Here is a 23,025-nt window from a genome sequence, read left to right as displayed (position 1 = left end):
GGGGGTTTCCCACCCAGCGCGAGGTAACGCGTTGCGGGTGTAACAGGTCGGCGCGGATGTGCACCTCATGATCTACTGAGCGGGTCTGCTTCTGGCAGTCCCTCTACAGCGGACTTTGGATTCTTCTGTTTCGCCCCCTCCAAGTCAAGTCGTCAAATGCTTTATTCGAACTAAGCGCATGAGAAAGCAAGAAAAAACCTCTAAACAGCATCTGTGTTAGCTTCAATTGCGCAACCCATGACAAGGAAATGGCATGCGAACGTTTTTCTTCACAGCGAGCCTGCTGATTGGCCTGAGCCCTTTGTGCATGGCCGCTCAGATCTACAAATGGGTCGACGCTCAAGGCGTTACCCACTTCGATGCACAACCGCCCCAAGGCCAGGAAGCGACCACAGTGACGCCCTCCCCGCCCGCCGGCAAACCGACCGCAACGCCGCGCAGCAGCGCCATCGGCGATCAACAGGCCATCGACAACAAAGTGAAAAAGCAGGTTGCCGAGCAGCAAGACCGGTTAAAGACGTTCTGTGAGCAGGCCCGAACCAATCTGGCTCAACTGCAGAACAATCCGCGACTACGGGAGGAAGTCGACGGTGGGATGCGCCGCCTGACCGACGAACAACGTCAGGATCGCATCATCGAAGCACAGAAACAGATTGCGGATAACTGCCAGTAGGTTCTGGCAGTCTCCGATTCAGCGGGAGGAGGCGATCAGCAGATCGAATTCCTTGAGCAGGATCTGCAGCTGCCGATCCTTGCCCTGGACATTCCGGGCAGCGAAGACCATTTCGGCCATCTCCTGAATACCCGAGACATTGGGCAGCGGTAGATCGTTTTCCAGTATCGCTTTCATCCGCGGCAGAAAGATCCATTGCAGCCATTGCTCGAAGTCCAGGGTATCGATCGAGAATGGTTCGACGCTGTTTAGAGCTTCTGCCGATGGCGAGACTTCATCCCACCAACCCTGCACCCGCAGCTCACGTTCGATCAACAACAGCTGCTCGGCGATCTTCGGAAAGCGTGCATCCATCAGAGACTTACCTTGGCCTTCTGCCTGGCCAGGGCGGCGCCCGCCGAATCACCCTGCTTCTCACGCGCCTGAGCGATCAAGCCCCACAGGCTCGCCTGAAGGGCCGGGCGACCATTGGCGAAGCTCAGCCCGCGACGAGCGAACTGCTCGGCTTGCGCCGCATCACCCTGGGCCATGCGCACCTGCGCCAGACGGTAGAGCACTTGTGGTTCGCGCGGGGCGACACGCTGGGCGCGCTCCAGGCTGGAGGAAGCGCCGTTCAGATCGCCGCTGGCTTGTTGCTGCTGCGCCGTGGTGAGCAAGGCCAGTACCGGACCGTCCAGTTGTTCGTCGGCCGACAGCCCGCCGGAGTTCGCCGAAGGAATCCCGCTCGGCGTCGACGGCATGTTGTAGGTGCCCTGATTGATCGGCGCCGACTGAACCGGCGCAGAATCCATCGGCCCGGGAGTGATCGGCCCCGGGGTAATCGGTGCAGTGCTGATCGGTGCCGAAGCGGCTGCAGCGCCACCCGGAATCATCACCATTACGCCTTCGCCTTGCGGGATGGCTTGAGTCTGGGCTTGCGTCGGACGCTGTGCGGTCGTCTGACGGGAGCCGGCATTGGCCTGGATCCGCTCGCTGTTGGAAACGGCACTGCCGGAGTCCACCACCGGGATCGATCCGCGCTGCACGCTGGCGCAACCATTGAGCAAAGCCAGAGCTGTAATAGCTGGTATCCACCACTTGTTCACTTAAAACCCTCTTCGCTTAATTCATCCAGCCTTTGACCCAATCCATCACCGCATCGGCGGGTGCAGGGCTTTCGCCTGCACACGCGGCACCGGGTGGTGGTTCACTGCCGCGAATATACGGCATCTGCACCGCGCCTGGACAACTCGCTTCGGAACCTTGCCCGGTACGGGAGTCGACCCAGGCCTGAACCACATTATCCGGCTGTGGCATATCCAGCGGCAACGGATCCGCCTTGCGCATGAAGCTGGTCCAGACCTGCAGGGCGCCCGTGGCACCGGTGAACGGTGTCTTGCCGTTGTCATCGCGACCCATCCAGACCACCGCCAGCAGATCCTGGCTGAAACCGGCGAACCAGCTGTCCCGCGAATCGTTACTGGTGCCGGTCTTGCCCGCCAGTGCCAGGGTTTTCGGCAAGGAGTTGTAGACCGAACTACCGGTACCTTCACGCATTACCCGCTGCATCGCGCTCTGGATCAGGAAGATCGAACCTGGATCAAAGCGCTGCTGGATCTGGAAGGGATAACGCTTGAGCGGTTCGCCTTCGGCGGTCAGCACGCTACGAATCCCGCGCATCGGCGTATTGAATCCACCGTTGGCCAGCGTCTGGTACATGGTCGCCACTTCCATCGGGCTCAAGCCGCCAGCCCCCAGCAACATCGACGGGAAGGCCGGGAATTCACGGTCAACGCCCAGCCGCGCGAGCGTCTTGAGGACATTCGGCACGCCGACTGCCAGGCCAAGCCGGGCGGTCGACAGGTTGTAGGAGTGCGCCAGCCCCTGATACAGGAACACTGTGCCGTGGGAGCGACGATCATAGTTCTGTGGCTTCCAGACCTGCCCATCGGCACCTTTCACCGAAAAAGACTCATCGGAGAGCCAGCTGGTCAAGGTGTACTGGCTCGGCTTCTCAAGCGCGGTCAGGTAAACCGCCGGTTTGATCAGGGAGCCGATCGGACGCACTGCATCCAGCGCACGGTTGAAACCGGCAAAACCAGCCTGACGACTGCCGATCATGGCCTGGACTTCCCCGGTTTCCGGATTGGTCACCACCATCGCGGCTTCGACCTCATCCGAGCCCTTGCGCCCGGCCAGACGCTTGAAGGTATCGTTGACCGAAGCCTCGGCCTTCATCTGCAGGATCGGATCGAAACTGGTGAAAATCCGCAGCCCCTCTTCGGTCAAGTCTTCGTCGCGGTAATCTTCGCGCAGTTGGCGTTTGACCAGGTCAATGAAACCCGGGTACGAAGTGTCGGCCAGACTGCCGCGCTTGGTCACGCCCAGTGGCATTTTCTTGGCCGCCGCCACCTGCTCGGCGGTCGCGACACCCTGTTCTTGCAACACATCGAGCACCAGGTTACGCCGTTCAAGCGCGCGCTCCGGGTTACGCCGCGGGTTGTAGGAAGACGGCCCCTTGACCATGCCCACCAACAACGCCACCTGATGCAGCTTGAGTTCAGACAGCGGCTGACTGAAGAAGAACTGGCTGGCCAAACCGAAACCGTGCACCGCACGCTGGCCGTCCTGACCGACGAAGACTTCGTTGAGATAAGCCTCGAGGATTTCGCGCTTGTCGTAATGCAGTTCAAGCAGCAAGGCCATCATCGCCTCGGTCAACTTGCGGGTCAGGCTGCGCTCGTTGGTCAGGTAGAAGTTCTTGACCAACTGCTGGGTCAAGGTACTGCCGCCCTGGCGCATGTGCCCCGACGAGGTGTTGATCCACACAGCCCGGGCGATGGACTTGGGCGAGACGCCGAAGTGATGATAGAAATCCCGGTCCTCCACCGCGACCAGCGTCTCGAGCAGGTATGGCGGCACCTGATCGATCTTGATCAGGATGCGATCCTCGAGGTTTTTCGGGTAAAGACCGCCGATCAACAGTGGTTCAAGGCGCACCACCGCGACTTTCGACCCGTTGGCCCCCGAGAGTCCGGCCACATAGTCGCCGGAGAAACGCACGCGCACCGGCTGAGCCTGCTCCATGCCTTCATAGAACTGGAAGCCGCGGGTATTCAAGTCGACCGTATTGCCACTGACCGCGGCTGCACCCGGACCATTGGCGACACTTTCGCGCCGGTAACCGAGCGCATCGAGCTCGATAAGAAAATCTTCCTTGCTGAGCTTTTGTCCGACGAACAGCTCCAGCGGTCGGGCATAAACCTTGGCCGGAATGGTCCAGCGCTTGCCGGAGAACTTCTCCTGGACCACTGCGTCGAGATAAACCGCAAAGCCTGCGAGCACCACCAAGGCGACCAGACTGAGCTTCAGGGCCCAGCCCAGCCAAGGGCGCAGGCCAGCAGACGGGGGTTTGGAACGGGAACGGGGGGATCGGGTACGAGTCATGGCGGCGGATTATACGCACTTTATTCATACTCAACAGGAGCTCTACGAGGTTTGCACGACAGCCGCATGCGGCCATAATGACGCCCTTGAAATTTCCCGAATCTGAAGGATCGCCTGTGAGCCAGTCCCTGATCGCCGCCCTGCAAAACCCGGCCCTCTACCCCCATCCTGTAGAGGGTTTCCAGGTCATCGAGACGCATATCTCCTGGGTGCTGCTGACGGGCCCCTACGCCTATAAATTGAAGAAGCCAGTCAATTTCGGCTTCCTCGACTTCACTGCCCTGGAAGCTCGCGAACACTTCTGCGGCGAAGAACTGCGCCTGAACCAGCGCCTGACCCATGATCTGTATCTGGAAGTGTTGCCGATCACCGGCAGCGCCGATGCACCGCAATTGGGTGGCAGTGGTCCGGTCATCGACTACGCGCTGAAAATGCGCCAGTTCCCGCAAAGCCAGTTGCTCAGCACCTTGCAAGCCAATGGCGAACTGACTACCGCGCACATCGACCAGATGGCCAAACAAATCGCCCGCTTCCACCTCAGTGCGCCTGTGGTCCCGGCAGACCACGAAGCCGGCACCCCGGACAGCGTCATGGCGCCGGTACGGCAGAACTTCGAACAAATCCGCCCGTTCCTCAGCGACAAGGCCGACTTGCTGCAACTCGAGGCTCTGCAAGCCTGGGCTGAAAGCAGCTTCGAGCGCCTCAAGCCGCTGTTCGCCCAGCGCAAGGCCGAGGGGTTTATCCGCGAGTGTCACGGCGACATTCACTTGGGCAACGCCACGGTGATCGACGGTGAAGTAGTGATCTTTGACTGCATCGAGTTCAATGAACCCTTCCGCTTCACTGACGTTTACGCCGATACCGGATTCCTCGCGATGGACCTGGAAGATCGCGGCCTTAAAAGCCTCGCGCGCCGTTTCATCAGCCAGTACCTGGAGCTGACCGGTGATTACCGCGGGCTTGAGCTGCTGAACTTCTACAAAGCCTATCGCGCGCTGGTTCGCGCCAAGGTCAGCCTGTTCAGCATGCCTGCCGAAGCCGATCCGGTACTGCGTGCAACCACCCTGCGCCAGTACCGCAACTATGCCAACCTGGCAGAAAGCTACAGCACCATCCCGTCGCGCTTTCTGGCGATCACCCACGGTGTTTCGGCCGTCGGCAAGAGTTATGTGGCCACGCGCCTGGTGGAAGCGCTGGGTGCGATCCGCCTGCGCTCCGATGTCGAACGCAAACGCCTGTTCGGCGAGCAACAGGTGCCGAATGATCCGCAAGTCGGGATCTACAGCGCCGAGTCGAGCGTTGCCACCTACGCCCACCTGCATGAGATTGCCGCGGTCATTCTGCGCGCCGGCTTCCCGGTGGTGATCGACGCCACCTACCTCAAGCGCGAACAGCGCGATGGCGCCGCGAAAATCGCCGAAGCCACCGGCGCGCCGTTCCTGATCCTTGACTGCAACGCACCGCAAGCGGTGATCGAGAGCTGGCTGGCGCGACGTCAGGCGGACAAGAACGATCCGTCCGACGCGACCATGGCGGTTATCGAAGCTCAGCAAGCCACTCGTGAGGCGCTGACGCCAGCAGAAATCCTCTGCAGCAAACGCGTCCAGACCAATGAAAGCGGTACCCTGGATACCGTGGTTGCACAAATTCGCCAGCGCATGCCCGGCCTGTAAGCAACTATCGGGGTCGTGGAACCGATAACGGTTTCGCGACCTCGAGATAGTGGCACTACACTGGCGTCATATATCCAACAGGTGACGTCCCATGAGCCAGCCAAAATTCCTCGACACCCCGCTTTTCGCGCTGCTGCACAAAGACGACATTGTCGGCTTCAATAACGAGAGACCAAAGGACGCGTCTGTCGATATGCGCGGCGGTGATTTCCGCAGCCTCGACCTGCGTGAACTGAATGCCGAAGGCATCGACTTCACGGATGCCTACTTCCGCTCGGCTGACCTGCGCGGCCTGGACTTACGTAATAGCTGCATGGAAGGCGCCAGCCTGGCGCATGCGCAGATCTCGGGAGCTTACTTCCCGCCAGAACTGACTGCGGATGAGATTCTGATGTCGGTCAATTTCGGTACACGCTTGCGCTACCGTACCAAGTAACAAGTTCGCCGCCCCCGAGTCCGGCACCGCCACTGCGCGCTGGGCTGGGCGTCGTGCGCCGTGCAGTCATCCAGCCTGCCTGTTGGCGATCCCCCTCCTACTGAGCTCACAGCGCTTTCCATAGCTCTCTGGGCTCACGGCTTAGAAGCTTTTTCGACGAAACCGACCAAACAACCACGTTTTTCCTACTGACCGCTACACTCCTTGAAACTCGCCCACGCTTGTTCGGCTGTCGCAAGGAGGCTTGATGAATGATGAACTGCAACACCTGAAAAACCTTGGCAAGACGTCGGCGCAATGGCTGCATGCCGTGGGCATCCATAGCGCCTCGGACTTGCGTCGCCTGGGGGCGGTGGATGCGTATCGTGCGGTGCGAACCAGAGGGTTTCGCGCATCGAAAGTGTTGTTGTATGCCATTGAAGGTGCGTTGATGGACGTGCACTGGAACGACATACCGGCAGAGCGCAAAGATGCCTTGAATAAACAATTGGAAGCCATATCGTCACGCCATAAAACTGAGCGGACGTGATTGTCATGCATTGATACGGACTCGCCCCCCTGTTTACCGGGCAATCCGAAAGAATATCCAGCTCGATTCAGCAAAATGAGTAATCAGCTGTTGACTTAGAAATGAGAATCGTTATGATTATCACATCTGGTCGCGAGATCAGTCGATAACCTGGAAGACCAGTGGTTCGGACTCTCAGATTATCTCCTCATCAGGCTAATCACGGTTATTTGACCCGGCTTTTTGCCGGGTCTTTTTTTTGCCTGTCGAAAAGTCGCCGAAGCCTTTGCCAAACGCCAGATCAACGCTATCAGGCAGGTCGTTGCCCCAGGCAGGCGAGCAATTCATCCAGCAAGCCCGAGGCACCTATACGCATATGCCTGGCGCTTACCCAGCCAGCCCCCATGCGCTGCCGGACGAGGCCGATATACAGGCCGGCATCCACCAGCGTGCGAATCCCCCCGGAAACCTTTAGACCGGTCTCGACTCGCTGCTCGGCAATGGCTTCCAGCATGATTCGCGCGGCTTGCTCCGTGGCATTGATCGCAACCTTGCCGGTACTGGTCTTGATGAAGTCCGCGCCCGCGGCAATCGAGTCCAGGCTGGCCCGGCGAATCAGCTGCGGATCGCGCAGCTCACCGGTTTCCAGAATCACTTTGAGCAGCACCGGTCCTGAACAGACAGTGCGACAGGCGGCCAGCAACTCCCGGCCGATGTCGCGATCCCCTGCCAGCAACCCATGAAAGGGGTAAACCACATCTACCTCATCCGCTCCCGCAGCTATAGCCTGCTCGACCTGGGTGACGGTCGAAGCGATATTGCTACCGCCATAAGGGAAGTTGGCAACGGTTGCCACCCGGACCTGCGCCCCTCCCAGGCTGTTCAGGGTCTTGCGTGCCAGGCTGACAAACCGTGGATAGACGCAGACCGCCGCCACCGGACCAAAAGGTGTCAGCGCGCGCAGGCAAAGACTGACGATAGCCGCGTCATCATCATCGGCATTCAACGAGGTCAGATCGAGCAAGCTGATTGCCAGGCGAGCCAGCTGTTTATCCGGTTGATCCATAGATCCCTCCACCTTCAATCGTGAAATTGCCGGTCGGCATAGTGGATAAACAATAAAGCAGCCAGTCGAATAATTGCCTGACTTTGGAGCAGCCGGGACGCTAACTACGCGATTGACAGAAACTTCCGATACGCCAGCAGCTATTTACGCATCTGAGCGCAATAGTCCTGCTCTGGCCTGACCGCGGTGTACCAGACGTAATCCGCCGCGCCTGGCGCAACCTCGGCACCCTGCTCGGCCAGCATCAGCACCTGTGTGCCGCCCGACGCCCCGAGATCAAGCAGGTGCACCGGCACGCCGACATCCTTGCGCGCGTGATAAGCGCCGGCAAACAACAGCGAAGGAGACGGTGCCGCCAGCAGGCGCTCAGCCATCCGCCGGTCACGTTGCTGCTGGACCGCCAGCATGGCGGGCATTTGCGATTCCGGTAGCAGGCCACAATGGGATTCGCGGACTTGCTCCAGCAGTTCGAGCCTGACCGAATCCGAGTTCGAACGAGTACCGCTCAACACTGGCGCCTGGGTATAAATCTTCCGTATTTCAGCGCTGTTCAGGTTGGCCGCCAGCAACGGATAAGGCTGCGCCAGGGCAAAGCGCACGATAGGCCCATACAACTTCCAGTCCCAGCCGGATTGCCATGCCAGGGTTTCAGGCAAGTCATCGGGCCAACCCGTGATTTTCAGCTGAATGCGGACCTGATCGACGCGCGATTGCTGGTCTGGCGTCAGCATCTCCAACAGCAGGCTGCCTTGGCCACGGCGCTCAGACAACGCCTGCAACAACCATAATTGCAGCCGGTGGTGATCAGGATTGTCGTGCCGCTCGCCGACTATGACCCGTGGCGCCTTGGCTAGGCGCTCGACCAGTTCGTCGGCAGTCAGCAACTGCCCGCTGCCGAGCTCGCGAATCATTCCGGCGCTATCTTTGGAGCTGCTTGCGACCGGCACCACCGTCGTGGTTTGACAAGCACCGAGCAGTATCAAAGCCAGTAGCAGAATCGCGCGCATGGGTTCCTTCCAGAAAATGGGCTTAACGGGCAATGATCAAGGGGTGCCCACGCTCCGGATGGGGCTGCACCAGCACCTCCAGGCCGAACACCGCTTTCAGCGGTTCCGGTTGCAACACCATTGCCGGACTGTCCAGCGCATAGGGGCGTCCGTCCTCAAGCAGCAACAGACGATCACAATAACGTGCTGCCAGGTTCAGATCATGCAGGATCACCAAAACTGCCGCACCACGACCGGCAAACTCACGGATCGCCTGCAAGGTGGTGTGCTGATGCAGCGGGTCGAGCATCGAAGTCGGTTCGTCGAGCAACAGGGTCTGCCCGACCTGCCCCGGCCACAGCTGCGCAAGGACCCGCGCCAGGTGCACTCGTTGCCGCTCGCCTCCGGACAACGCCAGGTAACTGCGACCGCTCAGATGTCCGGCGTCAGCGGCCTCCAGGGCGGCGGCGATAATTTCCTCGTCGCGGACTCGGCCGCTTTGATGGGGCAAGCGCCCCATACCGACCACTTCCTCGACCCGAAAGGCAAAATCCAGGGTCGAAGTCTGTGGCAATACCGCCAGGCGTTGCGCCCTTTGCACCCCTTGCCAGTGTCCCAACTCCCGGTCCTCAAGCCAGACCTTGCCCTGACTTGCAGGCAATTCACCGCACAACGCGCCGAGCAAGGTGCTCTTGCCCGCACCGTTGGGCCCGAGTACGCCGAGCACTTCGCCCGGCATGAGTTGTAGATTGATATCCGCCAGTACCGTCTTTTTGCCACGGCGAACCTGCAGGTTTTCCGCTCGCAGCATCAGGCGCGCCCTCGCAACAGCAAATACAGAAAGAATGGTGCGCCGATAAACGCGGTGACTATGCCGATCGGTAACTCGGCAGGGGCCAGGGCCAGACGCGCCAGCAGATCGGCAAACAGCAGCAGGCTTGCCCCGGCCAACACCGAGGCTGGCAACAAGACCCGGTGATCCGGCCCGGCCAGCAGTCGCAGCAGATGCGGCACCACCAAACCGACAAAACCGATCATCCCGGCCGCCGCAACGGCCGCCCCAACCCCGAGCGCTGTGCAGAACACCAATTCACGCTTGAGCCTTTCGACTTCGATCCCCAGGTGGTTGGCTTCCGACTCCCCCAGCAACAGCGCATTCAGCGCCTGGGCTCGCCGCGGCAACCACAGTGCGACCGCTGCACTCACCAGCAACAACGGCCAGAGCCTGGAATAACTGGCGCCATTCAGGCTGCCCAGGTTCCAGAAGGTCAGGGTACGCAAAGTGGCGTCATCCGCCAGATAGGTGAACAGGCCGACTGCCGAACCGGCCAGCGCGGTCAAGGCGATGCCCGCCAGCAACATGGTCGCCACGCTGGTTTGGCCATTGCGTCGACCGAGGCGATAGACCAGCGCCGTCACCCCCAACCCACCGAGAAAGGCACAGAGTGAAAGCAAGTAAGGCCCCAGCGCCTCAGGCAGGCCGCCAAACAGCGAACCACCGACGATGGCGATCGCCGCGCCCAATGCCGCGCCGCTGGAGACGCCGACCAACCCCGGGTCGGCCAGTGGATTGCGAAACAAACCTTGCATCGCCACGCCGGACAACGCCAGGACGCCACCCACCGCCATGCCCAGCAAGGTACGCGGCAGACGGATCTGGCCGAGAATCAACTCGGCCTGCTCCAACCCGTCCGCGGCAATTGGCAGCCCCAGCAAACGCAACGCGGCGCGCAAGGTGTCGAGCAACGGCAGGCTGACCGGCCCCAGGGCCAATGACAGCCAGATCGCCAGCAGACACAAGAGGCTCAGCCCGACAAACAGTGTTCGTGGTTTAACCAGAGTGGTCATGGGGCAGTGTCAGCCTTGGCCGCTTCGGCAGGATAAAAACCGCTCGAGAGCTTCACCAGGCTGGCCGGCAAACGTGGCCCGAGCCCGCCCACCAGTAAGGTCGGATCGAGCTCGAACACTCGCCCGCCCTTGGCTGCACGGGTTGAAGCGAGGATCGGATTTTCCCGGAACAACGCAGCACGGGCCGCCTCGCCGGACAGACTGCGGTCGGCGAAGACCAGCATGTCGGGATTGAGACCGGCCAGTGACTCGACCGAAAAAGGTTTGTAGCCGCTATGGGTCGCCAGATTCTGACCACCGGCCTGCTGCAGCAGCCAGTCGGCCGCGGTGTCTTTTCCGGCAACCAGGGGTTTGCCGCCAGCATTTCCCACCAGTAACAACACGCTCGGTGCTGTTTGCCGGGTCTGCGCCTGGCTGACCCAGGCCTTGTGCCGCAAGAGTTGTTGCTGATAGTCCTGGAACAGTTGCGTGGCTTTGTCTTCGCTGCCCAACAGCTTGCCCAGATGCTGCAAGTTGCCCTGCAAGGCCGACAGCTGCGGCTGTGCCGAGAACAATTCGACCTGCACGCCGGCGCTGCGAATCAGCGACAGCGTCGGTGGAGGGCCCATTTCTTCGGTTCCCACGAGAATCTGCGGGCGCAAACTCAAAATACCTTCAGCCGACAGTTGCCGCTGATAGCCGATGCTGGGCAGTGCCTTGAGGGACTCCGGGTGCTGGCTCGTAGTATCCACGCCGACCAGCTTCGACTCGCCGCCCAATGCACTGACCCATTCCGACAACGCGCCACCGGCACTGACCCAGCGTTGCGGCAAGTCGGCCGCAGCGGCCCCCTGACTGACCAATAGTCCGACACAGAACGCAATAGCGCTGGTACTCAGGCGCATAAAAGGTTTTCCTTTGAGGGCGGCACTATGGATCACGCAACAATCTGAAATCCGCAAGAGAGCATAATCCGTAAGCGCGTGGACCACGGGCGAAGCGGCCATTTGATAATTGTTTGCATTTGCACGTCAAGCACGGACATGTTTCGTCCCATGCCCTGCGAGCACAGCATGACAGCCCTGGCGCAGAGCCTGCGCCACCTGAGGATAGCCATGAAGTTTCTTTGCACCCACGCCGAGCTGGTCGATGCCAGCAGTCGCGGTTTTGATATCGACGGCCAGAAGCTGTTTGCCGTGCGCCGCGAAGGCGAGGTCTACGTCTATATCAATCGCTGCCCGCACCGTGGCGTTGCGCTGGAATGGCAGCCCGATCAGTTTCTCGACCGCAGCGCCAGCATGATCCAGTGCGCCACCCACGGCGCACTGTTCCTGATCGAAACCGGCGAATGCGTCGCCGGTCCCTGTGCCGGGCAGTCCCTGACCGCCCTGACCTGCAAGGAAGACAGCCAAGGCATCTGGGTTCAGCTTTAGTGGCCTGTGTGGTCACTAGCCGTTCAGAATGACTTCCAGGCGTCGGTCGATGCAGACCTCTTCAGCGGTCAAGCGCACGCCATAAGCCAACACCTCGACTCCGGACGCAACCGCCTCATGCAGCGCCGCGGCATAGACCGGATCGATCTCCGTCGCCGGACGCACCGCTTCGATTCCCGTCAGGTTGACGCAATACAGCTGTACCGCGCGAATGCCGTCTCGCGCCAGGCAAGCCAGTTCACGCAGGTGTTTGGCTCCGCGCTGGGTCACCGCATCAGGAAACGCAGCTATCGCCAAGCCATCAAAGCCCAGGGTGACACTTTTCACTTCGACAAAGGCCGGGCCCTCCGGGTAATCCAGGCGGAAATCGATCCGGCTGTTTTCCTGCCCGTAAGCGACTTCACGCTTGAGCCCGGTAAAACCATTGAGCTCAGTGATCAACCCGGCGTGCAATGCTTCCTCGATCAAACCGTTGGCCCGCGCCGTGTTAACACATGCCAGGCGACCCTGCGGGGTTTCGCTGATCTCCCAGGTGCCGGGTAATTTGCGCTTGGGGTCGTTGGAGCGACTGAACCAGACCTGCCCGCCTTCGACCATGCAGTTGAACATCGACCCGGTATTGGGGCAGTGAATTGTCAGCAACTCGCCGTCAACGGTTTCGATATCCGCCAAAAATCTTTTATAGCGACGCAGCAAGCGACCTTCTTCGAGTAGAGGATGAAAGCGCATCAGCCCTGCCAGCTCCGCAAACCGCGAGCAATCCGCTCGACGGCTTCCTGCAAACGATCCAGGTTTTGGGTGTAGGCAAACCGCACATGATGGCCGGCCTGATACCGACCGAAATCCAGCCCCGGGGTAATCGCCACGTGCTCGGTTTCGAGGAAATGCCGACAGAAAGCGAAGGCATCTCCGCCAAATGCGCTGATATCGGCGTACAAATAGAACGCGCCTTCCGGCTCCACCGCAATGCCGAACCCCAATTCGCGCAAGGCCGGCAGCAGAAAATCACGCCGACGGCCGAATTCGGCGCGACGCTCTTCGAGAATGCTCAGGGTATCGGGCTCGAAGCAGGCCAGCGCGGCGTGCTGGGCCATGCTTGGGGCGCTGATATAGAGATTCTGCGCGAGTTTTTCCAGCTCACCGACCGCGGCGGGTGGCGCCACCAGCCAACCCAGGCGCCAGCCGGTCATGCCGAAGTATTTCGAGAAACTGTTGAGGACAAACGCCTCGTTATCGACTTCCAGCACGCTGGCCGCATCAGTGCCGTAGGTCAGGCCGTGGTAGATCTCGTCCACCACCAGGTGACCATGGTGTGCCTTGATCGCGGCGGACAGCCCGGCCAGTTGGTCGCGAGTCAGAATTGTCCCGGTCGGGTTGGCTGGAGAAGCCACCAGCGCGCCGACACTGTCCTGATCCCAGTGTCTATCGACCAGTTCCGGGGTGAGCTGATAACGCACCTCCGGACCGACCGGCACCAGTTGTGCCGCGCCTTCCACCAGGCGCAGGAAGTGTCGGTTGCACGGGTACCCCGGATCCGCCAACAGCCAGTGCTTGCCCGGATCGACCAGTAAACTGCTGGCCAGCAGCAACGCTCCAGAGCCACCGGGGGTGATCAGAATTCGCTCAGGATCGATGTCCAGGCCATAACGCTGCTGGTAGAAACCCGAGATGGCGCTGCGTAATTCCGGGATTCCACGGGCGGCGGTGTAACGGGTCTTCCCGGCGGTCAGCGCGGCCTGGCCGGCCTTGATGATCGGCTCGGCCGTGGTGAAGTCCGGCTCGCCGATTTCCAGGTGAATCACATCGTGTCCGGCCGCTTGCAGCTCGTTGGCGCGCGCCAGCAACGCCATGACGTGGAAAGGTTCGATAGCGCGGCTGCGCGCACTGTAGGGCTGAGCCATTAGCCTTCCTTCTGGGTGAGCAAAACCCGATTCTACCCAACCGAGGGAACGAGCGAGAGCCTAAAACGGTCTGTTTTATCAGATAGCCGGAACATCCCATGCGTTTGGCCCGGGATTGACTAAAATCAATATTTAATCAGGCCTCCAGACCCACCAGACAAGGCTTTGCAAGCTTTTGCAAGCACCGCGGACCGCTAGCTCGTCAACAGGGAGTAGCGCGGTCCGATTTGATCTGGTAAGTTCGCCCGCTTGCAGCCGCAGGGCCGGCAGGTGCCGGTGATGGAGCAATCCTGCGCAATGGATTACAAGAGTAGAGGCGGTCCACATGCCCACCCAAGCAAAGCAACAGAGCAGCCAACTGATTAGCGGCTTCGAACCCTACGTTCCGACCAAGGGCGAGGAGTACATGGGCGAGCCCATGCGCAAGCACTTCACCAAAATCCTGAACAAGTGGAAACAGGATTTAATGCAGGAAGTCGACCGCACTGTTGATCATATGAAAGACGAAGCGGCCAACTTCCCTGACCCGGCCGACCGTGCCAGTCAGGAAGAAGAGTTCAGCCTTGAACTGCGCGCCCGTGATCGCGAGCGCAAGCTGATCAAGAAAATCGACAAGACCCTGCAGCTGATCGAAGATGAAGAATATGGCTGGTGCGAGTCCTGTGGCGTAGAGATCGGTATTCGCCGACTGGAAGCACGCCCTACCGCCGACATGTGCGTTGATTGCAAAACCCTGGCGGAAATCAAGGAAAAGCAGGTCGGCAAGTAACAGCCGGGCTGAACGAAAAACGGAGCGTGCGAACGCTCCGTTTTTTGTTTCCGGCTTTTGATCTCCAATAACCTCCGGATTTCCAGTAGCTCCGTCCCATGACTGCCATCACCTCATCCGCGTATATAGGGCGCTTCGCCCCCACTCCCAGTGGTTATCTGCACTTCGGGTCGCTGGTCGCCGCCGTGGCCTCGTACCTTGACGCCCGCTCCGTGGGCGGACGCTGGTTGATGCGCATGGAAGACCTCGACCCGCCACGGGAAGAGCCCGGCGCCCAGGCCGCGATCCTCAACGCCCTGGAAAGTTACGGTTTTGAATGGGACGGCGAGATGGTCCGCCAGAGTGATCGTCACGACGCCTATGCCCAGATGCTCGACCGCCTGCTCAATCAAGGCCTGGCTTACGCCTGTACCTGCTCACGCAAAACGCTTGAGCCCTATCACGGCATTTATCCCGGATTCTGTCGCAACGCTGGCCACGCCCGCGAAGGCGCCGCAATCCGCCTGCGAGTGCCTGAGCTGCAATACCACTTCGAAGACCGGGTACAGGGCGAATTCCGTCAGCACCTGGGTCGCGACGTGGGTGATTTCGTCATCCGCCGCCGCGACGGGCTGTACGCCTATCAACTGGCGGTGGTACTCGATGACGCCTGGCAAGGCGTCACTGATATAGTCCGCGGCGCCGACCTGCTGGACTCCACGCCGCGCCAGCTCTACCTGCAGGAATTGCTCGGTTTTCCACAACCGCGTTACCTGCACGTGCCGCTGATTACCCAACCGAACGGTCACAAGCTGGGCAAATCCTACCGTTCGCCGCCGCTGACCGACGATGAGGCCACGCCGTTGTTACTGCGCGCGCTGCGTGCCTTGGGCCAGAATCCGCTGAGCGAACTGGACGACGCGAGCCCCCGGGAAGTGCTGAACTGGGGCATCCGCCACTGGGATGCGCTACAGATACCGCGCACACTGACGCTGCCCGAAGCGCAAATACGCTGACGCTACTTGCAGCTTGGCGCCCATCCGTTACCATCGCCGCACGTTTTCGGGCACGCGCACTATAAAGAGAGGCCAGGATGTACATCTATCGTTTGGTCCTGCTCCTGGTAGTCGGGATCTATCTGTTCTCCCCGGCCATCATGGATTGGTGGATCGACGCCACTGGCGCCTGGTACCGCCCTTATCTGCTCTGGCTGATTCTGATTGTCGTGACCTTCATTCTGCAGAGCCAAAAAGATGCCGATGAGCTTTAGCCTGACCCAGATGATCCTGATCAGCGCCGCCTACCTGGCGGTGCTGTTCGGTGTGGCCTGGATCAGTGAGCGCGGGATGATCCCGCGCTCGATCATTCGCCACCCGCTGACCTACACCCTGTCGCTGGGCGTGTATGCCAGCGCCTGGGCGTTTTACGGTACGGTGGGCCTGGCCTATCAATACGGTTACGGCTTTCTCTCCAGTTACCTCGGGGTTTCCGGGGCGTTCCTGCTGGCGCCGGTGCTGCTCTATCCGATCCTGAAAATCACCCGCACCTACCAGCTATCGTCGCTGGCCGATCTGTTCGCGTTCCGCTTCCGCAGTACCTGGGCCGGTGCGCTGACGACGATTTTCATGCTGATCGGGGTCTTGCCGCTGCTGGCGTTGCAGATTCAGGCAGTTGCCGATTCCATTGGCATCCTCACCCGCGAACCGGTGCAGCATCGCGTGGCCCTGAGCTTTTGCGCACTGATTACCCTGTTCACCATCTTCTTCGGCTCCCGGCATATTGCCACCCGGGAAAAGCACGAAGGGCTGGTATTCGCGATCGCCTTTGAGTCGGTGATCAAACTGATCGCCATCGGCGGCGTCGGTCTGTATGCCTTGTACGGCGTGTTCGATGGCCCGCAACAACTCGAACTGTGGCTGCTGCAGAACCAGACCGCCCTCGCCGCCCTGCACACTCCGCTGCAAGAAGGCCCATGGCGCACGCTGCTGCTGGTGTTCTTCGCCTCGGCGATCGTCATGCCGCACATGTACCACATGACCTTCACCGAAAACCTCAATCCGCGCTCGCTGGTGAGTGCCAGCTGGGGCTTGCCGCTGTTCCTGCTATTGATGAGCCTGGCGGTGCCGCTGATCCTCTGGGCCGGCCTGAAACTGGGCGCAACCACCAACCCGGAATACTTCACCTTGGGTATCGGTATCGCCGCCAACAGCAAGCCACTGGCGCTTTTGGCCTATGTCGGCGGGTTGTCGGCAGCGAGCGGGCTGATCATCGTCACCACCCTGGCGCTGTCCGGGATGGCCCTGAACCATCTGGTGCTGCCGCTCTACCAGCCGCCGGCCGAAGGCAACATCTACCGCTGGCTGAAGTGGACCCGCCGGGCGCTGATCGTCGCGATCATCATGGCCGGCTACGGCTTTTACCTGTTGCTGGGCGCGGAGCAGGATCTGGCTAACCTCGGCATCGTCGCTTTCGTCGCCACGTTGCAATTCCTTCCAGGCGTGTTGTCGGTGCTGTACTGGCCGACCGCCAACCGCCGCGGCTTCATCGCCGGTTTGCTGGCGGGGATTCTGGTGTGGCTGGTGACCATGCTGTTGCCGCTGGTCGGCAACCTGCAGGGCTTCTACATTCCACTGCTGAACATGATCTACGTGCTGGATGACACCAGCTGGCACATGGCGGCCATCGCTTCGCTGGCGGCAAACGTGCTGATGTTCACCCTGATCTCGCTGTTCACCAACGCCAGTCCCGAAGAGGCCAGCGCCGCCGAAGCCTGCGCGGTGGATAACGTTCGTCGCCCGCAACGCCGGGAACTGCATGCTGCCTCACCTCAGGAGTTCGCCACGCAACTGGCCAAGCCCCTGGGCGCCAAGGCGGCGCAGAAAGAAGTCGAACAGGCCTTGCGCGATCTTTATCTGCCCTTCGATGAGCGCCGCCCCTATGCCTTGCGCCGGCTGCGCGATCGCATCGAGGCCAACCTCTCGGGCCTGATGGGACCCAGCGTGGCTCAAGACATGGTCGAAACCTTCCTGCCGTACAAGGCCGGTGGCGAGAACTATGTCACCGAGGATATCCACTTCATCGAAAGCCGCCTCGAGGACTACCACTCGCGCCTGACCGGCCTGGCCGCCGAACTCGATGCCCTGCGCCGTTATCACCGGCAAACCCTGCAGGAATTGCCGATGGGCGTCTGCTCGCTGGCCAAGGATCAGGAAATCCTCATGTGGAACAAAGCCATGGAGGAACTGACCGGCATCGCCGCCCAGCGCGTGGTCGGTTCGCGCCTGAGCACCCTTGGCGATCCGTGGCGGGAGTTACTGCAAGGCTTTATCAACCTCCCGGACGAGCACCTGCACAAACAACACCTGGCCCTCGACGGTCAGACCCGCTGGCTGAACCTGCACAAAGCCGCCATCGACGAGCCGTTGGCCCCCGGTAACAGCGGCCTGGTGCTGCTGGTAGAAGACCTGACCGAAACCCAGATGCTCGAAGACAAGCTGGTACACTCCGAGCGGCTGGCGAGCATCGGCCGCCTGGCGGCCGGCGTAGCCCATGAAATCGGCAACCCGATCACCGGCATCGCCTGCCTTGCGCAAAACCTGCGTGAAGAGCGCGAAGAAGACAGCGAACTGACCGAAATCAGCGGGCAGATCCTCGAACAGACCAAGCGCATCTCGCGCATCGTTCAGTCACTGATGAGCTTCGCCCACGCCGGCAGTCATCAAAACAGTGACGAGCCGGTGTGCCTGGCCGAAGTGGCGCAGGATGCCATTGGTTTACTGGCACTGAACCGACGCAACTTCGAAGTGCAGTTCTACAACCTGTGCGACCCCGAACACTGGGTCGACGGCGACCCGCAGCGGCTCGCCCAGGTCCTGATCAACCTGCTGTCCAATGCCCGCGATGCCTCACCGCCCGGCAGTGCAGTACGGGTCAAGAGCGAAGCCGGTGAACACACGGTCGATCTGATCGTCGAAGACGAAGGCAGCGGTATCCCACAGAACATCATGGACCGATTGTTCGAACCTTTCTTCACCACCAAGGATCCTGGCGAAGGCACCGGTCTGGGCCTTGCACTGGTCTATTCCATCGTTGAAGAGCATTATGGGCAAATCACCATCGACAGCCCGGCTGACACACAAAGCCAGCGCGGCACCCGTATCCGGGTGACCTTACCGCGTCATGTCGAAGCGACGTCCGCTGTGAACTGAGACCGTCGAGAGTATCGAATCAATGCCGCACATTTTGATCGTCGAAGACGAAACAATTATCCGCTCCGCCTTGCGCCGTCTGCTGGAACGTAACCAGTACCAGGTCAGCGAAGCCGGTTCCGTGCAGGAAGCACAAGAGCGTTTCAGCATTCCCACGTTCGACCTGATCGTCAGTGACCTGCGCCTGCCTGGCGCACCGGGTACCGAGCTGATCAAGCTCGGCCAGGGCACTCCGGTGCTGATCATGACCAGTTACGCCAGCCTGCGCTCGGCCGTCGACTCGATGAAGATGGGCGCGGTGGATTACATCGCCAAGCCTTTCGATCACGACGAAATGCTGCAGGCCGTCGCACGCATCCTGCGTGACCGGCAAGTGGCGCAGAGCACACCGAGTGAACCTGCTGTCGGCAAGGGCAATGGCGCCGCGAAAAACGCTGTCGACAACAGCAACGGCGAGATTGGCATTATCGGCTCCTGCCCGCCGATGCTGGATATGTACAGCAAGATCCGCAAAGTCGCGCCAACCGATTCCAATGTGCTGATCCAGGGTGAGTCCGGTACCGGCAAGGAACTGGTGGCCCGCGCCCTGCACAATCTGTCGAAACGCGCCAAGGCGCCGATGATTTCGGTGAACTGCGCGGCCATTCCGGAAAGCCTGATCGAGTCCGAACTGTTCGGCCATGAAAAAGGCGCCTTCACCGGTGCCAGCGCCGGTCGCGCCGGCTTGGTCGAAGCCGCGGATGGCGGCACCTTGTTCCTCGATGAAATCGGCGAGCTGCCACTGGAAGCCCAGGCCCGCTTGCTGCGCGTGTTGCAAGAAGGTGAAATCCGTCGCGTCGGCTCGGTGCAGTCGCAGAAGGTCGATGTTCGCCTGATCGCCGCGACTCACCGCGATCTCAAGAGCCTGGCCAAGATCGGCCAGTTCCGTGAAGATCTGTATTACCGCCTTCACGTGATCGCCCTGAAACTGCCGGCGTTGCGTGAACGTGGCGCCGACGTCAACGAAATCGCCACCGCTTTCCTCGCCCGGCAAAGTGCCCGGGTCAACCGCACGGACCTGAGGTTCGCCGCGGACGCCGAGCAGGCGATTCGTCATTACTCCTGGCCGGGTAACGTGCGCGAACTGGAAAACGCCGTGGAACGCGCGGTCATCCTGTGCGAGAGCCCGGAGATTTCCGCCGAACTGCTGGGGATCGATATCGAACTGAGTGATCTGGAAGACGATGACTTCATCGGCCTGGCGCCGCAACAGGGCAGCGCCAACAACACCAGCCACGAGCCTACCGAAGACCTGTCGCTGGAAGACTACTTCCAGCATTTCGTTCTCGAGCATCAGGATCACATGACCGAGACCGAGCTGGCCCGCAAACTCGGGGTCAGCCGCAAATGCCTGTGGGAACGTCGCCAGCGCCTGGGTATTCCACGACGCAAGACCGGGGTTACCAGCGAGAGCTGATGCGCGCGGGTAACACCCGCACAGGTGAAGAAACTGTTACCTCAGATTTTTCACGTAACAGAAGCCGGGGTTTACGGTAACGAAGCCCCGGCTTTTTTATGCCCGAAAAAACCTCCTTCTACCGCCAACCCCCCGGCTTTACAGGCTTTCGCAAAAGTTGGCACGACACCTGCTATATGCTTAGTACAAAAACAATAACAAGCAATGCAACAAACAATAAAAATAAGACGAAACGGCTCACGCACAATAAAAACAACACGGCGGAGGCGCAGCTAACTGATTCTTTTGGAGAGGCGTTGTATTTGGGGCTTGCCCCGCGACCAGGCCGAGAACAACAAAAAACTGTCCTAAGACAGAGCCTGAACTGGTTGGATCACATAGATCATGCAGCACAGCGACCAAAGCAATCCGTTTGCTCTTGGCTCCCGATTGGGAGGGTCACGAAGGTAAGAACGCGTGACGAGGGCACTCAACAAAAACAAAAAGCCCGACACCAATAATAAAAATAGAGCATGCAACTACTTCTTGGGGAGCTTCGGCTCCCCTTGTGGTTTCCGCGATTCAAGAATCCCCACTGCGGACTTCCACCTCAAGGCTTTGCCCTCGTAGCCTGCGGCTTGCAACTCAAAACTGCTCTGTCCTACACCATCCCCCGACTAAATGCTAGAATCCCCGCCCATCATGCGGTCATTCTTCGTTATGGCCGAACATTCCTTCAAACAGTGCATCCCATGCTGAAGAAGCTGTTCCAGTCATTCCGTTCTCCCTTGCGTCGTACGCAACACATCCGCAGCACGCCTGAAGTGCTCAACAGCAGCCAGCATTCGCTGCAGCGCGCTCAATTCAGCCGTTATGCGGTCAACATCGTCGAACGCCTGCAGAACGCCGGTTACCAGGCTTACCTGGTCGGCGGTTGCGTGCGCGACATGCTGCTCAACATCACGCCCAAAGACTTCGACGTCGCCACCAGCGCCACGCCGGAACAGGTCCGCGCCGAATTTCGCAATGCGCGGATCATCGGCCGCCGGTTCAAACTGGTGCATATCCACTTTGGTCGCGAAATCATCGAAGTCGCCACCTTCCGCGCCAATCACCCGCAGAACGATGAAGAGGAAGACAGCAACCAGTCCTCACGCAACGAAAGCGGGCGCATTCTGCGGGACAATGTCTATGGCACGCTGGAAGAAGACGCCCAACGTCGCGACTTCACCATCAATGCCCTGTATTACGATCCGGTCAGTGAGCGCATCCTCGACTACGCCAATGGCGTACACGACATCCGCAACCGCCTGATCCGCCTGATTGGCGATCCACAGCAGCGCTATCAGGAAGACCCGGTACGGATGCTGCGGGCCGTGCGTTTCGCCGCCAAGCTGGATTTCGGCATCGAGAAGCACAGCGCCACGCCGATTCGCGATCTGGCGCCGATGCTGCGCGAGATCCCTTCGGCACGACTGTTCGAGGAAGTGCTCAAGCTATTCCTCTCCGGCCATGCCGCAGACACCTTCGAAATGCTGGTGGACCTGCAGCTGTTCGATCCGTTGTTCCCGGCCAGTGCCGAGGCACTGGAGCACAACCCGACCTACACCCACACCCTGATCAGCGAAGCCTTGGTCAACACTGACCTGCGCATCAAGCAGAACAAACCGGTCACCCCGGCGTTCCTCTTCGCTGCCCTGCTCTGGCCTGCCCTGCCGGCTCGCGTACTGCGCCTGCAGGACCGCGGCATGCCGCCGATTCCAGCGATGCAGGAAGCTGCTCACGAGTTGATCAGCGAGCAGTGCCAGCGCATCGCGATCCCGAAACGCTTCACCCTGCCGATCCGTGAGATCTGGGACATGCAGGAACGCCTGCCGCGACGCAGCGGCAAACGTGCCGATCTGCTGCTGGATAACCCGCGTTTCCGTGCCGGTTACGATTTCCTGCTGCTACGCGAAAGCGCTGGCGAACAGACCGACGGCCTGGGCGAGTGGTGGACCGATTATCAGGACGCTAACGATAGCGAGCGTCGCGACATGATTCGCGACCTCAGTGGCAAGGACGAAGGCGCCAGCGGTGCCCCACGCAAGCGTCGCCGCAGTGGCGGCAGCAAGCGTAAACGCACTACCGCGGTCGGCACTCCGAGCGCTTCGGGCGAGTAACCGGATGGAACGTATCTACATCGGCATGGGCAGCAATCTGGCGGCCCCAGCGGATCAATTGCGCAATGCAGTCGATGCATTGGCGCAGTTACCGCAGACCGCGCTGATTGGCATATCGGCTTTCTACCAAAGCGACTCCCTGCTTCCCGGCCAACCGCGCTACACCAACGCCGTGGCCGCGCTGGACAGCAGCCTCGCGCCCCTGGAGCTGCTCGATGCGTTGCAAGCCATCGAAAACGATCAAGGCCGCGAGCGCAATGAACGCTGGGGGCCGCGCACCCTGGACCTGGATATCCTGCTGTTCGGCGACCGATTGATTGACGAACCGCGCCTCAAAGTCCCCCACTACCACATGCAGGCCCGGGCCTTTGTGCTCTATCCCTTGGCCGAACTGGCCCCGTCGGGTCTGCAACTGGCTGATGGCCGCCTGCTCAGTGCCTTGCTCGCCGACTGTCCGTTTGTCGGGCTGGAACGTCTGGCACAGGTTTAACTGTCGCGCCTCCTGTGGGAATGCAGCAACACAGGAACCGTGCTGAATCGCAT

22 protein-coding genes are annotated in these 23,025 nt (G+C 60.4%); 12 read left to right on the top strand and 10 right to left on the bottom strand.

The genetic code is table 11. The features are described from left to right. Window positions 1-253: 253 nt before the first annotated feature. Window positions 254-673 (top strand): DUF4124 domain-containing protein, encoded by a 420-nt coding sequence (locus ACA064_RS03855; protein WP_497672200.1) that lies wholly within the window; start codon window positions 254-256, stop codon window positions 671-673. A gap of 18 nt (window positions 674-691) precedes the next feature. Here the strand turns inward: ACA064_RS03855 and ACA064_RS03850 are convergent, their stop codons facing one another. From ACA064_RS03850 to mrcB, 3 genes are read right to left on the bottom strand one after another with little or no spacing between them, the layout of a single operon-like run. Further along, on the bottom strand, window positions 692-1,027 hold the full coding sequence (locus ACA064_RS03850; RefSeq protein WP_497672199.1) for a YqcC family protein: 336 nt from the start codon (window positions 1,025-1,027) through the stop codon (window positions 692-694). Beyond that, window positions 1,027-1,758: a tetratricopeptide repeat protein gene (locus ACA064_RS03845; RefSeq protein WP_497672198.1), complete on the bottom strand. Its 732-nt coding sequence runs from the start codon at window positions 1,756-1,758 to the stop codon at window positions 1,027-1,029. The genes ACA064_RS03850 and ACA064_RS03845 overlap by 1 nt, the downstream gene beginning before the upstream one ends. Before the next feature lie 16 nt (window positions 1,759-1,774). Beyond that, on the bottom strand, window positions 1,775-4,099 hold the full coding sequence (mrcB, locus tag ACA064_RS03840; protein WP_497672197.1) for a penicillin-binding protein 1B: 2,325 nt from the start codon (window positions 4,097-4,099) through the stop codon (window positions 1,775-1,777). 116 nt (window positions 4,100-4,215) lie between these two features. Between mrcB and ACA064_RS03835 the strand changes: the two genes are divergently transcribed. From ACA064_RS03835 to ACA064_RS03825, 3 genes are all read left to right on the top strand, one after another. Continuing rightward, complete coding sequence (locus ACA064_RS03835) at window positions 4,216-5,772, top strand: bifunctional aminoglycoside phosphotransferase/ATP-binding protein (protein WP_497672196.1); 1,557 nt, start codon at window positions 4,216-4,218, stop codon at window positions 5,770-5,772. Window positions 5,773-5,863: 91 nt separating this feature from the next. Then, a complete protein-coding gene (locus tag ACA064_RS03830; RefSeq protein ID WP_497672195.1) occupies window positions 5,864-6,208 on the top strand; it encodes a pentapeptide repeat-containing protein in 345 nt (114 codons plus the stop codon). Window positions 6,209-6,455: 247 nt separating this feature from the next. Continuing rightward, window positions 6,456-6,737: a TfoX/Sxy family protein gene (locus tag ACA064_RS03825; RefSeq protein WP_497672194.1), complete on the top strand. Its 282-nt coding sequence runs from the start codon at window positions 6,456-6,458 to the stop codon at window positions 6,735-6,737. A 289-nt stretch (window positions 6,738-7,026) separates the two neighbouring features. Here ACA064_RS03825 and deoC read toward each other — a convergent pair whose 3' ends face one another. From deoC to ACA064_RS03800, 5 genes are all read right to left on the bottom strand, one after another. Then, window positions 7,027-7,782, bottom strand: coding sequence for a deoxyribose-phosphate aldolase (deoC, locus tag ACA064_RS03820; protein ID WP_497672193.1), 756 nt, complete (start codon window positions 7,780-7,782; stop codon window positions 7,027-7,029). Window positions 7,783-7,922: 140 nt separating this feature from the next. Then, window positions 7,923-8,789 (bottom strand): ChaN family lipoprotein, encoded by an 867-nt coding sequence (locus tag ACA064_RS03815; protein WP_497672192.1) that lies wholly within the window; start codon window positions 8,787-8,789, stop codon window positions 7,923-7,925. 22 nt (window positions 8,790-8,811) lie between these two features. After that, window positions 8,812-9,579 (bottom strand): heme ABC transporter ATP-binding protein, encoded by a 768-nt coding sequence (locus tag ACA064_RS03810; protein ID WP_497672191.1) that lies wholly within the window; start codon window positions 9,577-9,579, stop codon window positions 8,812-8,814. Next, window positions 9,579-10,562 (bottom strand): FecCD family ABC transporter permease, encoded by a 984-nt coding sequence (locus ACA064_RS03805; RefSeq protein ID WP_497674165.1) that lies wholly within the window; start codon window positions 10,560-10,562, stop codon window positions 9,579-9,581. Before ACA064_RS03805 ends, ACA064_RS03810 begins: the two co-directional genes overlap by 1 nt. 50 nt (window positions 10,563-10,612) lie before the next feature. Continuing rightward, a complete protein-coding gene (locus tag ACA064_RS03800; RefSeq protein ID WP_497672190.1) occupies window positions 10,613-11,500 on the bottom strand; it encodes a heme/hemin ABC transporter substrate-binding protein in 888 nt (295 codons plus the stop codon). Window positions 11,501-11,710: 210 nt separating this feature from the next. On the opposite strand from ACA064_RS03800, the gene ACA064_RS03795 reads away from it, so the two are divergent. Further along, window positions 11,711-12,028, top strand: a complete 318-nt coding sequence (locus ACA064_RS03795) for a Rieske (2Fe-2S) protein (protein WP_497672189.1) — start codon at window positions 11,711-11,713, stop codon at window positions 12,026-12,028. Between the two features lie 15 nt (window positions 12,029-12,043). Here the strand turns inward: ACA064_RS03795 and sfsA are convergent, their stop codons facing one another. After that, complete coding sequence (gene sfsA, locus ACA064_RS03790) at window positions 12,044-12,757, bottom strand: DNA/RNA nuclease SfsA (RefSeq protein ID WP_497672188.1); 714 nt, start codon at window positions 12,755-12,757, stop codon at window positions 12,044-12,046. After that, window positions 12,757-13,929 (bottom strand): pyridoxal phosphate-dependent aminotransferase, encoded by a 1,173-nt coding sequence (locus ACA064_RS03785; protein ID WP_497672187.1) that lies wholly within the window; start codon window positions 13,927-13,929, stop codon window positions 12,757-12,759. The genes sfsA and ACA064_RS03785 overlap by 1 nt, the downstream gene beginning before the upstream one ends. 325 nt (window positions 13,930-14,254) lie before the next feature. On the opposite strand from ACA064_RS03785, the gene dksA reads away from it, so the two are divergent. From dksA to folK, 7 genes are all read left to right on the top strand, one after another. Beyond that, a complete protein-coding gene (dksA, locus tag ACA064_RS03780; RefSeq protein ID WP_150643317.1) occupies window positions 14,255-14,698 on the top strand; it encodes an RNA polymerase-binding protein DksA in 444 nt (147 codons plus the stop codon). Between the two features lie 98 nt (window positions 14,699-14,796). After that, window positions 14,797-15,693 carry a tRNA glutamyl-Q(34) synthetase GluQRS gene (gluQRS, locus tag ACA064_RS03775; RefSeq protein WP_497672186.1) on the top strand — a complete coding sequence of 299 codons (897 nt, stop codon included), beginning with the start codon at window positions 14,797-14,799 and terminating at the stop codon, window positions 15,691-15,693. A gap of 77 nt (window positions 15,694-15,770) precedes the next feature. Beyond that, window positions 15,771-15,947 carry a hypothetical protein gene (locus ACA064_RS03770; RefSeq protein WP_003176118.1) on the top strand — a complete coding sequence of 59 codons (177 nt, stop codon included), beginning with the start codon at window positions 15,771-15,773 and terminating at the stop codon, window positions 15,945-15,947. Continuing rightward, window positions 15,931-18,885 (top strand): sensor histidine kinase, encoded by a 2,955-nt coding sequence (locus ACA064_RS03765; RefSeq protein WP_497672185.1) that lies wholly within the window; start codon window positions 15,931-15,933, stop codon window positions 18,883-18,885. The genes ACA064_RS03770 and ACA064_RS03765 overlap by 17 nt, the downstream gene beginning before the upstream one ends. 22 nt (window positions 18,886-18,907) lie before the next feature. Further along, on the top strand, window positions 18,908-20,341 hold the full coding sequence (locus tag ACA064_RS03760; RefSeq protein WP_497672184.1) for a sigma-54-dependent transcriptional regulator: 1,434 nt from the start codon (window positions 18,908-18,910) through the stop codon (window positions 20,339-20,341). 731 nt (window positions 20,342-21,072) lie between these two features. Continuing rightward, a complete protein-coding gene (locus ACA064_RS03755; protein ID WP_497672183.1) occupies window positions 21,073-22,482 on the top strand; it encodes a polynucleotide adenylyltransferase PcnB in 1,410 nt (469 codons plus the stop codon). Window positions 22,483-22,486: 4 nt separating this feature from the next. Further along, a complete protein-coding gene (folK, locus tag ACA064_RS03750; protein ID WP_497672182.1) occupies window positions 22,487-22,972 on the top strand; it encodes a 2-amino-4-hydroxy-6-hydroxymethyldihydropteridine diphosphokinase in 486 nt (161 codons plus the stop codon). Window positions 22,973-23,025: the final 53 nt, after the last annotated feature.

The organism is Pseudomonas sp. LBUM1658 (assembly GCF_059716055.1).
The sequence above is the reverse complement of the archived record's forward strand: the minus strand, read 5'-3'. Positions and strand labels throughout refer to the sequence as shown.